Origin of the sequence: Archangium violaceum Cb vi76 (genome assembly GCF_000733295.1) — a bacterium.
Taxonomy (GTDB): domain Bacteria; phylum Myxococcota; class Myxococcia; order Myxococcales; family Myxococcaceae; genus Archangium; species Archangium violaceum.
In genome coordinates this window covers 64,201-75,432 of the sequence record NZ_JPMI01000006.1, presented here as the reverse complement: position 1 = coordinate 75,432, position 11,232 = coordinate 64,201, and the positions used below count along the sequence as shown (strand labels likewise).

12 protein-coding genes are annotated in these 11,232 nt (G+C 67.7%); 6 read left to right on the top strand and 6 right to left on the bottom strand.

The features are described from left to right. From Q664_RS54365 to Q664_RS01740, 4 genes are all read left to right on the top strand, one after another. The coding region (locus tag Q664_RS54365) for an HNH endonuclease (RefSeq protein ID WP_160174310.1) at nt 1-310 on the top strand (310 nt) is incomplete at its 5' end. 14 nt (nt 311-324) lie between these two features. Beyond that, nucleotides 325-747: a hypothetical protein gene (locus Q664_RS01750; protein ID WP_043389110.1), complete on the top strand. Its 423-nt coding sequence runs from the start codon at nt 325-327 to the stop codon at nt 745-747. 83 nt (nt 748-830) lie between these two features. Then, nucleotides 831-1,256, top strand: coding sequence for a hypothetical protein (locus tag Q664_RS01745; protein WP_043389109.1), 426 nt, complete (start codon nt 831-833; stop codon nt 1,254-1,256). 216 nt (nt 1,257-1,472) lie between these two features. Next, nucleotides 1,473-3,071, top strand: a complete 1,599-nt coding sequence (locus tag Q664_RS01740; protein ID WP_043389106.1) for an ABC-F family ATP-binding cassette domain-containing protein — start codon at nt 1,473-1,475, stop codon at nt 3,069-3,071. 58 nt (nt 3,072-3,129) lie between these two features. Here Q664_RS01740 and Q664_RS01735 read toward each other — a convergent pair whose 3' ends face one another. The 5 genes from Q664_RS01735 to rfbB all read right to left on the bottom strand — a co-directional run bounded on the left by Q664_RS01735 (nt 3,130) and on the right by rfbB (nt 7,734). Beyond that, entirely contained in the window at nt 3,130-4,167 is a 1,038-nt protein-coding gene (locus Q664_RS01735; protein ID WP_043389103.1) for a YihY/virulence factor BrkB family protein, read from the bottom strand. Nucleotides 4,168-4,326: 159 nt separating this feature from the next. Beyond that, nucleotides 4,327-4,878, bottom strand: a complete 552-nt coding sequence (gene rfbC / locus Q664_RS01730; RefSeq protein WP_043389099.1) for a dTDP-4-dehydrorhamnose 3,5-epimerase — start codon at nt 4,876-4,878, stop codon at nt 4,327-4,329. Further along, complete coding sequence (gene rfbA / locus Q664_RS01725) at nt 4,875-5,756, bottom strand: glucose-1-phosphate thymidylyltransferase RfbA (RefSeq protein WP_043389097.1); 882 nt, start codon at nt 5,754-5,756, stop codon at nt 4,875-4,877. Before rfbA ends, rfbC begins: the two co-directional genes overlap by 4 nt. Before the next feature lie 47 nt (nt 5,757-5,803). Next, nucleotides 5,804-6,703 (bottom strand): SDR family oxidoreductase, encoded by a 900-nt coding sequence (locus Q664_RS01720; RefSeq protein ID WP_043389095.1) that lies wholly within the window; start codon nt 6,701-6,703, stop codon nt 5,804-5,806. Between the two features lie 11 nt (nt 6,704-6,714). Further along, a complete protein-coding gene (gene rfbB, locus Q664_RS01715) occupies nt 6,715-7,734 on the bottom strand; it encodes a dTDP-glucose 4,6-dehydratase (protein WP_043389092.1) in 1,020 nt (339 codons plus the stop codon). A gap of 116 nt (nt 7,735-7,850) precedes the next feature. Here rfbB and Q664_RS01710 point away from each other — a divergent pair, with 116 nt between their 5' ends. Together Q664_RS01710 and Q664_RS01705 are read left to right on the top strand one after the other, a co-directional pair. Further along, entirely contained in the window at nt 7,851-9,491 is a 1,641-nt protein-coding gene (locus tag Q664_RS01710; RefSeq protein ID WP_043389090.1) for a glycosyltransferase, read from the top strand. Then, nucleotides 9,481-9,921: a hypothetical protein gene (locus tag Q664_RS01705; protein ID WP_043389088.1), complete on the top strand. Its 441-nt coding sequence runs from the start codon at nt 9,481-9,483 to the stop codon at nt 9,919-9,921. Before Q664_RS01710 ends, Q664_RS01705 begins: the two co-directional genes overlap by 11 nt. A gap of 133 nt (nt 9,922-10,054) precedes the next feature. Here Q664_RS01705 and Q664_RS01700 read toward each other — a convergent pair whose 3' ends face one another. Beyond that, nucleotides 10,055-11,227 (bottom strand): DUF2304 family protein, encoded by a 1,173-nt coding sequence (locus tag Q664_RS01700; RefSeq protein ID WP_052517543.1) that lies wholly within the window; start codon nt 11,225-11,227, stop codon nt 10,055-10,057. Between the last annotated feature and the right edge of the window lie 5 nt (nt 11,228-11,232).

Here is an 11,232-nt window from a genome sequence, read left to right as displayed (position 1 = left end):
CTATCCGGCTTTTGAACCCATTATTGAAGTCACCATCCCCGAGGAACTCCGCGGTCCCGAGGTGAGCGACGCTCGCCAATTCGCGGATGCCACACGACAACTCCGGGAAATTCTTGAGATCAGGCCGGAGGCTGTGCCCAGCTTGACCGCTGAGCAACTTGAGGCCATCGAAAGGGGCTGGTCACGCATTCCGGGGTTGACTTGGCATCACCATGAAGACGGCATGACACTTCAACTGGTCGATCGTGACACGCATGCCAGAACGGGCCACTCTGGAGGCCGGGACGCTTCCGGTGGACGCCCCAAATAAGGAGAGGAGAAGACGTGCGTTGCACCATCTACAGCCCGGTCGTTGACCATCCGGCCATCCACTCCATGCGGGACGTCCTCCCTGGGTGGTTGCTGCACTGGGAGGGAGAACCCGAGCGATGGAACTCCGCCAATTTCACGAGTGCCCAGGGAACACTCACGTTCAATTCCCTGGAGTACACCGAACCGTTGGATCCGTTCAGCAGGATCATCCTGGGTACCAGCGGTCACTTCTGGCGACGTGAGGATCTTCCTAAATCCACCAGGAAGGACCTGATTCACTTCGTGGGAGGAACCAAGTGGTTGGTCGGTGTTGTGGGTACGTCGGAGGTCCTCTCCGAGGAGTTCTTCCTGAAGGCCGCGCTGGAACTGGCGCGCCGTCTGAATGGTCGGGTCTTCAACGGCATGGACCTCATCTCCGCCGAACCACAGGGCTAAGCGACTGCTACTGCCTGCTCTACACCTCGCGTTGAGAACTGAGAAACGTCCGATGCGCGTCCCTGATGGAGAGAGCAAGCAACGTGCGCTGCACCATCTACAGCCCGGTCGTTGACCATCAGGCCATCCAGTCCGTACGGAGCGTCCTTCCCGGATGGTTGCTGCATTGGGAGGGCGGACCTGAGCAATGGAGTTCCGCGAGCTTCAAGAGCGCCCAGGGAACGCTCACGTTCAACTCCCTGGAGTTCACCGGACAGATGGATCAGTTCGGCAAGATCATTCTCGGTACCAGCAGTTATTTCTGGCGACGTGAGGATCTCCCTAGATCCGCCAAGACCGAACTGATTCGCTTCGTGGGAGGAACCAAGTGGTTGGTCGGCGTCGTGGGAACCTCCGAGGTCCTCTCCGAGGAGGTCTTCCTGAAGGCAGCGCTGGACGTGGCGCGCCGCTTGAACGCAAGGGTCTTCGTCAACGGGACGGACCTCATCTCCCCCGAACCACAGGCATAGGATCGCTCCATCCCCGCTCCTCCCCTCCAGGCGGGCAGTCAGGGGATCGACGGGTATCCCACATTGGAGCCTCCTCCACGGGCATCCAGTGAGGGCGAACGGGGCATAGAAATCCCCCCGTCCAGGGTTACAAGGGGTCCTCACCGGCAGTACCGGCGAAATCCACGTGTCGCGCGCCTTCCGGCCGCCTACCCCTTCCGCTAGAAAGCGCCCCCCATGTTCACGATTACCAACGTCTCCAAGGCCTACGGGCCCAAGAAGCTCTTCGAGGAGGTCAACGTCGCCTTCTCGCCCGGCCGCCGCTACGGTCTCACCGGCCCCAACGGGGCGGGCAAGTCCACCTTCATGAAGATCCTCGCGGGAGACGAGGAAGCGGACATGGGCACCATCTCCCGGCCCAAGAAGCTGGGCATCCTCCGCCAGGACCACTTCCGCTACGAGGACAACCGCGTCCTCGACGTCGTCCTCATGGGCAACAAGGCCCTCTGGGACGCCATGAAGGAGAAGGACACCATCCTCGCGAAGTCCGACATCTCCGAGGAGGATGGCAACCGGCTGGGTGACCTCGAGATGGTCATCGCCGAGGAGGACGGCTACAGCGCCGAGTCCGAGGCGGCCTCGCTGCTCGAGGGCCTCGGCATCCCCGAGTCCGGCCACGAGGGCCCCATGAAGCAGCTCACCGGCGGCCTCAAGCTGCGCGTGCTGCTCGCCCAGGCGCTCTTCGGCAAGCCCCAGGGCCTGCTGCTCGACGAGCCCACCAACAACCTGGACATCGACTCCATCCGCTGGCTGGAGACGTTCCTCATGGCCTTCGAGGGCGTGCTCATCACCATCAGCCACGACCGGCACTTCCTCAACTCCATCTGCACGCACATCGCGGACATCGATTACGAGACCATCATCCAGTACAACGGTGGCTACGACGACATGGTGCGCCAGAAGGCCCAGGTGCGCAGCCGCGTCGAGTCCGAGGTCTCCGAGAAGAAGAAGAAGATCCTCCAGCTGCAGGACTTCGTGGCCCGCTTCCACGCCGGTACGCGCGCCTCCCAGGTGCAGAGCCGCATCAAGCAGATCGACAAGCTGAAGACGGACGATCTCAAGCGCTCGAACATCGCGCGGCCCTTCATCCGCTTCGATGTGAAGCAGGCCAGCGGCAGGCAGACGCTCCAGTTCGACGGCCTCACCAAGAGCTACGACGGCCAGTCGGTCATCAAGCCCTTCAGCGGCCTGGTGTGCAAGGGCGAGAAGATCTGCGTCATCGGCCGCAACGGCGTGGGCAAGTCCACCCTGGTGAAGATGCTCGCCGGGCAGATCGAGGCGGACGCGGGGAAGATCACCTGGGGCCACCAGGCCGCCATGGGCTACCTGCCGCAGGACCACCACGGCACCATCCGCAAGGGCACCACCGCCTTCGAGTGGCTGCGCGACATCAACACCAAGCTCACCAACGAGGAGATCTCCGGTGTGCTCGGCCGCATGCTCTTCTCCGGCGAGGAGCGCATGAAGCCCACCGACACCCTGTCCGGTGGTGAGACGGTGCGCCTGCTGCTCTGCAAGCTGATGCTCAACATGGACAACATGTTGATCTTCGACGAGCCCACCAACCACCTGGACCTGGAGTCCATCAGCGCGCTGGCCGAGGGTCTGCAGAAGTACGAGGGCACCGCCATCGTCGTGACGCACGACCAGGAGCTCATCTCCGAGGTGGCCACCCGCATCTGGAGCCTGGAAGAGGGCAAGCCGGTCAACGACTTCAACGGCAACTTCGCCGAGTTCCTCGAGAAGAACCCGTACCACGCCGCCCAGCGTCGCTAGGCACCCTCTCCCAGAGGGAGAGGGCGAGAGGGTGAGGGTCGTCCCCGCGTGGAGACCCTCACCGGTTGCCGCGGCGCAAGAGGAACAACCCCAGCCCGAAGCCCGAGGCCCAGGTGGCCGCCGCCCCCAGCGGCGTCATCCGGGCCGGCGCGGGCCGCGGCGGAGGAGAGGGACGCAGGCGCTCCTCCAGCTCCTCCTGCTCCTGCTCCCGCTTCTGCCCCTTGGTCACGTTCGGGCCGCCCTGGCCCGGCCGCTTCTGGCCGGGAGACTTGCCCTCGGGCGACTTGTGCTCGAGCACGGCGTTGATCTCCGCGCCCAGCAGGATGACCTGCGAGGAGATCCACATCCACAGCAGCATGACGATGACGCCGCCGAGCGCGCCGTAGTTCGCGTCGTAGCTGCCGAAGTTGCGCACGTACAGCGAGAAGCCCCAGGACGCGATCAACCAGACGACGACGCCCAGCACCGAGCCGGGCGTGATGAACCTGAAGGACTGCTTCACGTCCGGCAGGAAGTAGTAGACGAGCGCCAGGATGAACATCATGAGCAGGCCGGCGAAGGGCAGGCGCAGCCACATGACGACGGTGCCGAGCGGCTCCCCGAGGAACTTCGCGACGGCCGGGGTGGCCACCATGGCCAGCGAGGCGAGGATGGAGAGCACCGCGCCGCCGATCGTCGTCAGGATGGCGGTGCCCCGCACCTTCCAGAAGGGCCGGGTCTCGTTCACGTCGTAGACGGTGTTGAGGGCGTCCATCATCGCCACCACACCGCCCGAGGCCGCCCACACCGCGCCCAATGCACCGACCGTCAGCAGACCCACGTTGTTGCCCGCCGCCAGGTCTTTCAGGCGCTGGCCCACGATCTCCGTCACCGCCTCGGGAGCCACCCGCCCCAACTCCTGGATGAGCACCTGGGCCTGGGCGGGATCGATGACGAGACTCGCGAGCGCCACGAGGAACAGCAGGAACGGGAACAGCGCCAGCACGGCGAAGAACGTGACCGAGCCGGCCACGTTGCTGATCTTGTCGTTCGAGTATTCGTTCTTCACCTCGGTGAAGAACTCCTTCCAACTCATTCCCTTGCCCGGGAGCACCATCCGCGCCTCCTCCTAGGTGACAGTCGAAGGATGCGCACTCCGCCCCCCTGCCCCACCCCGGTCCCGCGGCCATGGGGCCACGGCTGCCCGCCCCCTCCTTGAGCATCCGGGGCGGCGGCTCCCGGGACGTCCAGTGACGGCCCGGGGATGGCGACGGGCTCAGCCCTCGTAGACGGGCAGCACCGGCATATCCTTCAGGCGCGGCGCGCCCACGTCCTTGGGCGACAGCAAGGGCGACGTCACCGGCCAGGGGATGGCCAGGTCCGGATCGTTCCAGGCGATACCGTGCTCGGACGCGGGCGTGTAGACCTCCGTGCACTTGTAGTGGAAGTCCGCACTCTCGGAGAGGACGCAGAAGCCGTGCGCGAAGCCCGCCGGCACCCAGAGCTGGCGCCGGTTGTCCGCGCTCAGCTCCACGCCCACGAACTTCCCGAAGGTGGGCGAGCCGCGGCGGATGTCCACCGCCACGTCGTAGACGGCACCCGCCAGCACCTGCACCAGCTTGCCCTGGCCATGGGGCTCCTGGAAGTGCAGCCCCCGGAGGATGCCCTTCGCCGAGCGCGAGAAGTTGTCCTGGACGAACGGCCCGGGGATGCCGGCGTCCGCGTAGCGCTTCGCATGGAACAGCTCCATGAAGAAGCCGCGCTCATCGCCGAAGCGCTTGGGCTCGAGGATGAGGACGCCGGGCAGCTCCGTCTTCAGGACATTCACGTCCGGGCACCCTTGTTCTCGATGAGATCCAGCAGGTAGCGCCCGTACTCGTTCTTGCGCATGGGATGCGCCTGCTCCGCCACCTGGGCCGCGGTGATGTAGCCCATGCGGTAGGCGATTTCCTCGGGGCACGCCACCTTGAGGCCCTGGCGGTGCTCGATGATCTGGATGAAGTTGGAGGCCTCCATCAACGACTCATGGGTGCCCGTGTCCAGCCAAGCGTAGCCGCGGCCCATCAGCTCCACCTGGAGCTGCTGCTGACGCAGGTAGGCGATGTTGACGTCGGTGATCTCCAGCTCGCCGCGCGCGGAGGGCTTGAGGTTCTTCGCGATGTCCAGCACCTGGTTGTCGTAGAAGTACAGGCCCGTCACCGCGTAGTTCGACTTGGGCTTCGCCGGCTTCTCCTCGAGGCTGAGCGCGCGGTTGTTCGCGTCCAGCTCCACCACGCCGTAGCGCTCGGGATCCTTCACGTAGTAGCCGAACACGGTGGCGCCCAAGTCGCGCGCCGCCGCCCGCTGCACCAGGTCGCTCAGACCGTGGCCGTAGAAGATGTTGTCACCGAGGATGAGCGACACGTTGTCGCTGCCCACGAACTCGCGGCCGATGATGAAGGCCTGCGCCAGTCCGTCCGGGCTGGGCTGCACCGCGTACCGGAGGTTCACACCCCACTGCTCGCCGCCGCCGAGCAGCTCCTCGAAGCGAGGCAGATCCGTGGGGGTGGAGATGATCAAGATGTCCCGGATGCCCGCCAGCATCAGCGTGGTGACCGGGTAGTAGATCATCGGCTTGTCGTAGACGGGCAGCAGCTGCTTGCTGACGACTCGCGTGAGCGGATACAGCCGCGTGCCGGAGCCACCGGCCAGAACGATTCCCTTCATGACTTCCCTCGCAAGGTTGGGGCTATATCCGGCTCGAAGGAGCGGGTTCAAGCACCCCGCCCGGCCTTCCACGCGGCGTGGAAGCGGGACAGGGACTCGGCCAGCGGCAGGGGCTGCGAGCGGAGCTGCGAGCGCACCTTGTCCACCACGAGGCCACTGCGCAGCGGGCGGGGGCTGGCGAGCTTCATGTCCGCCAGGCGGATAGGCGTGAGGAGGCCCGGGTCGAAGCCGAACACCTCGCAAAGGGCCCGGCCGAAACCAACGCGAGACACCACCTCCGCGCCGCAGGTGTTCCAGATTCCGCCCAGCTTGCGCTCGCCCAGTTCCACCAGCATGGCGGCCACGCTATCGGCGAAGCTCGCGGAGACGAACTGGTCCTCGAAGAGCCGCACCGGCTGCCCCTTCTCCAGCGCGCCCACCAGCCAGGCGCCGAAATTGGCGCGGCCCGCCGCCGGCCAGCCGTACACCACGGCGGTGCGCGCGACGGCGCAGCCGGGGACGAAGGTGCGTGCCGCCTGCTCGCCCATGTGCTTGGTGAGCGCGTAGACGCCTCGCGGGTTGGGCAGTGCCTGCTCGTCGTAGGGCCCGTGCTCGCCGTCGAAAACGTAGTCCGTGGAGACGTGCACCAGGTGCGCGCCCAGCTTGCGCGCGCCCCGGGCCACCGCCGCCACCGCCGTGACGTTGGCCGCGAAGGCCTGCTCCGGCTCGCGCTCGCACGTATCCACCTCCGTCATGGAGGCCGGATGAATGATGACCTCGGGGGCCGCGGCCTCGATGGCGGCGGCCACGTCCTGCTCACGCGTCAGGTCACACTCCACATAGCGGTAGTGGCCCTCCGTGCGGCGCGGCCCACGCGCCAGCCCCACCACCTCGTGCCCGCCCTGCTCCAGCAGCGTGCACACCCGGCTGCCCACCAACCCATTGGAACCCGTGACGAGGAAGCGCAAGGGAAACCCTCTCAGCCGTTGAGGCGCGTACGGTATTGCGTCTCGAAATACTGCCGGTAGGCGCCACTCATCACCCGCTCCCACCAGGCGGCGTTGTCCACGTACCAGCGCACCGTCTCCTGCAAGCCCTGCTCGAAGGTGTGCGCCGGCGTCCAGCCCAGCTCCGTACGAATCTTCGTCGGATCGATGGCGTAGCGCCGATCATGCCCCGGACGGTCCTTCACGTACTTGATGAGGGACTCGGGCTTGCCCACCAGGCCGAGGATCGCCTTGACGATCTCGATGTTCTTGCGCTCGGAGTTGCCACCGATGTTGTAGACCTGACCGGCGCGACCCTTCTCCAGCGCGGTGAGCAGCGCCGAGCAGTGGTCCTCCACGTGGAGCCAGTCGCGCACGTTGGCGCCGTCGCCGTAGACGGGCAGCGGCTTGTCGTGCAGGGCGTTGACCACCATGAGGGGGATGAGCTTCTCGGGGAACTGGTAGCGGCCGTAGTTGTTGGAGCAGCGCGTCACCACCACGTCCAGGCCGAAGGTGTGGTGCCAGGCCAGCGCCAGCAGATCCGCGCTCGTCTTGGACGCCGAGTAGGGGCTGGAGGGCTGGAGCGGCGAGGTCTCGGTGAAATGACCGGTGGGGCCGAGCGAGCCGTACACCTCGTCGGTGGAGACCATCAGGAAGCGCTTGAGGCCACGCACGCGGCTGGCCTCCAGGAGCTGCTGGGTGCCCAGCACGTTGGCCTGGATGAAGGCCTCGGGGCCGAGGATGGAGCGGTCCACATGGCTCTCGGCCGCCAGGTGCATGACGGCGTCGATGCGGTGTACTGCCATCAGGTGCTCGACGAGCTCGCGGTTGGCCACGTCCCCGCGGACGAAGACGTGCTTGGGGTCTCCCTCGAGTTCCTTGAGGTTCTCCAGGTTGCCCGCGTACGTGAGCTTGTCAAGATTGACGAGCGCCCAGTCCGGGCGCACGCGCCGCAGGAACTTGACGAGGTTGGAGCCGATGAAGCCGCAGCCTCCGGTGATCAACACGTTCATGGACGACACACTCGACGAAATGAGGGACGGAAGGGGCGTGAGTAGTGGAGGGGCCACCACGCCGTCAATGGTGTCCTTGTGTAACGAGCGTGGCGGGGGTAGAGGCTACGGGCATCGTGAGCATCCTGAGAAGCAACCGGACCACCGGGCCATCGGCGGCCCGGGCGGTGCACCAACTGGTGCCGCGCTTGGCCTGGGGTGATGCCGTGGGCAACCAGGCCCGCTATCTGCGCGAGCTGTTGCGCGGCTGGGGCTACGCCTCGGAGATCTACGCCGAGCAATGGGACGAGGAGTGCCGGGAGCAGGTCCGCCCGGCGAAGGACTACCCCCGGGAAGCGGGGGCGGACAGCGCGCTGCTCATCCACCACAGCTTCGAGTCGCGGCTGGTGCCACTCGTCGCCCGCTCGCCGGGCCGCAAGGCGCTCGTGTACCACAACGTCACCCCGGCCCGGCTCTTCCAGGGCTTCGAGCGCAAGGTGGCCCAGGCCTGCACCGCGGCGCGTGAGGAGCTGCTCGCCCTGCGGCCCCTGGTGGAATGCGCGTATGCGTACTCGGGCTTCAGCGCCGAGGAGCTGGTGGCCGCGGGAGTCCCCCACGTCTCCGTGCTGCCCTTCGCCATGGACTGGCGCGCCTTCGACACCCCGGCGGATCCGGTGCTGCGCGCCGAGCTGGAGGACGGGTGCGCCAACGTCCTCTTCGTGGGCCGGGCCGTGCCGCACAAGCGCGTGGATGACGTGCTGCGTGTCTTCACCGCCTACCAGCGGCTGTACCAGCCCCGCGGCCGGCTCGTCGTGGCCGGCTACCTCAACCGGGAGACGCCCTACGGGGGCTACCTCCATGGGCTGCGGGACGCCCTGGGCCCCGAGCGCGTCCTCTTCCTCGGGCGGGTGAGCGCCGCGCAGCTCTCCGCCTGCTTCGCCACCGCCACCGCCTACCTCTCCATGAGCCGGCACGAGGGCTTCGGCGTCCCGCTGCTGGAAGCCATGCACCGCGGTGTCCCCGTGGTAGCCCATGGTGCCGCCGCCGTCCCCGAGACGATGGGAGGCGCGGGGCTCACCACGCTCTCGAGGGACCCCGTCGAGGTCGCCGGATTGCTGGCCGTGCTGGAGCGCAACCCGAAGCTGCGCGGACAGGTGCTGGAGGCGCAGCGCACCCGGCTGGAGGAGCTCGGGCAGGACGCGGTGGCCCTGCGGTGGAAGCAGGCCCTGCTCCCCTTCCTCGAGGGCACGCTCGAGGCCCCCCGGACGCCCGAGGCTCCGGCGTCGGTGGACCTGGTGTGCCCCGCCCTCGGGCCTCACCCCGACTCGGACATGGCGAGGCTGGCCCTGCGCGTGGCGGAGAAGCTCGGCCGGGCCCGCGTGTTGACACTCCGTCCTGGCATCCCCTCTCCTCGCGCCGCTCCCGAGGTGGTGCAGGATGGCGGCATCGAGACGTGGCGCTTCACCCCGGACGAGCCGCTCTCCCGCGAGCCCTCCGCGGAGCTGCCGGGCGCCTCCTCGTTGGAGACGGCCGTGGTGGGCTCCCCGGCGGTGCCGGTGCTGCTGGGCGTGGACACGGCGAGCGCCCGCGAGCTGCTCGCCCGCCTCCCCTCGCGCACCTGGGGCGTGGAGGACTCCACCCGGCCCGACTCCTCGCGGGCGGAGGTCCGGCGCCTGCTCGACACCCGCCTGTTGGAGCTGAAGCCCTCCTCCCTCGCCACCACCGCGGCCCGGCTCGCCGGGCTGCTCGCGCGTACTGGAGACGCCCATGCACGCTGAGGATCTGCTCACCACCTCGCCCACCCCCGAGGCCGTGGCCGCCGAGGTCGCCGCGCTGCCCCCTCCCCCTCCCGAGGCGCTGGAGGCGTTGCGCCGCAAGTTGGAGTCCACCGAGCAGGCTCCCGTCGAGCGTGAGTGGCCGCCCATCCTCCAGGCGCCGCGCAACAAGAAGGACAGTCGCTACGTGGAGCCCGCCACCTCGCATCGCCCGGTGGTGGGCCCCGTGCTCGTCATGGCCAAGCGGGCCTTCCGGCTCACCTTCCAGCCCTTCATCAACGAGGTGCTGCGCCGCCAGGTGGAGTTCAACGAGGCCATCCTCGACTCGCTGGCCACCCTCTACGAGCACCAGCAGGTCCAGGCCCGCACCCAGGCCCTGTGGCGCAAGGAGATGGAGGAGCGGCTCGCCCGGTTGGAGGGGCGGCGGGATTGAGGCGGACCGCCGGGGGGCGCTGGCTTCCTCTGGCTGGTGCCCCATGTGCTGCCGCTCCAATGTGGCTGGCCACCCTCCTGCACCGGGTGGGGCTCGGCCTGTGGAGGCTGGTACGCGGAACGGTGTCCGTGGCCTACTCCCCGCTGGCGCGCGTCCGGGCGGTGGACTCTCGCGCCGGGAGCTGCTCCGCGGCTGGCGCGGGCAGGCTGACGACCGGGGGATGAGCCGCCTCCCCCCGGTCGCGGAAGAGCGTGCGCATCCGCAGCCCGAGCAGCGCCGACGTCAACTTGGTCATGAAACGTGCGCTCTTCAGGCCGCTGATGCTCGAGGTGCCCAGCATGCGCGGCATCATGGCGACGTGCGTCTCCTCGATGCGCAGCCGCGCCAGCGCCACCAGCGCGATGGCCTCGGGCTCGGGGTATTCGTCCGGCATCTGCCGCAGCAGCGTGTTCATGGCCCGGCGCGAGTAGACGCGGAAGCCGGACGTCGGATCCTCCACCCGCGCGCCCCGGAAGAGGCGCAGGGTGGTGCTCACCATGATGCCGCCCAGGCGCCGCAGCTTCGTGGTGCTCTCCAGCCCGTTGCCGTCACTTCCGGGGGCGAAGCGCGAGCCGATGAGCATGTCCACGCCCCGCTCCTGCGCGATGCGGACGAGGTCGGGAATGCGCTGGATGGGGTGCTGGCCATCCGAGTCGCACTGGATGGCGTAGTGGGCGCCGATGCGCCGGGCGATCTCGAAGCCCGTCCGCAGCACACCGGCCACGCCGATGTTGGTGTGGTGCGTGACGTGGTTGGCGGGAGCCAGCTCCCCCAGGATGGCGGGCGTCGCGTCGACGGAGCCATCGTTGATGATGCAGAAGTCCAGTTCCAGCTCCTGGGTGGAGCGCTTGAGCGCGGTGAGCTGCGGCACCAGGTGGGGCAGGTTCTCCGCCTCGTTGTAGCAGGGCAGCACCACCAGCACCCGGGGACGCTCGGAACGGGACGAGGTGGGGAGCGGAAAGTTCTGGGCGGCCAGCGAGGCCACGAGCCGGACCATCTGCCGCTGGGAGCGGGTGGACTCGGAGTACTGCTCGAGCATCTGCGCGAACAGGAACATCGTCAGCACGGCGAGCACCAGGTTGCTGATGAGCTGGATGCCCATCAGATCCGCCAGGGGCCGCAGCCACTGGGGCCGCACGGACGCCACGAAGATGAAGGCGCTGATCAGATACCAGGAGACGGAGTGCCGGGCAGCCAGCCGAGCTCCGAACTGGTAGAACACCAGCACGAAGAAGCCAATGAGGACGGCGATGAAGAGCGGCGACATGCTGC

What these genes read in the sequence shown, in the direction of transcription:
- Q664_RS01700 (WP_052517543.1), bottom strand. Translation starts at nt 11,227, where the DNA reads ATGTCGCCGCTCTTCATCGCCGTCCTCATTGGCTTCTTCGTGCTGGTG.
- Q664_RS01735 (WP_043389103.1), bottom strand. Translation starts at nt 4,167, where the DNA reads ATGGTGCTCCCGGGCAAGGGAATGAGTTGGAAGGAGTTCTTCACCGAG.
- Q664_RS01740 (WP_043389106.1), top strand. Translation starts at nt 1,473, where the DNA reads ATGTTCACGATTACCAACGTCTCCAAGGCCTACGGGCCCAAGAAGCTC.
- rfbB (WP_043389092.1), bottom strand. Translation starts at nt 7,734, where the DNA reads ATGAACGTGTTGATCACCGGAGGCTGCGGCTTCATCGGCTCCAACCTC.
- Q664_RS01705 (WP_043389088.1), top strand. Translation starts at nt 9,481, where the DNA reads ATGCACGCTGAGGATCTGCTCACCACCTCGCCCACCCCCGAGGCCGTG.
- rfbA (WP_043389097.1), bottom strand. Translation starts at nt 5,756, where the DNA reads ATGAAGGGAATCGTTCTGGCCGGTGGCTCCGGCACGCGGCTGTATCCG.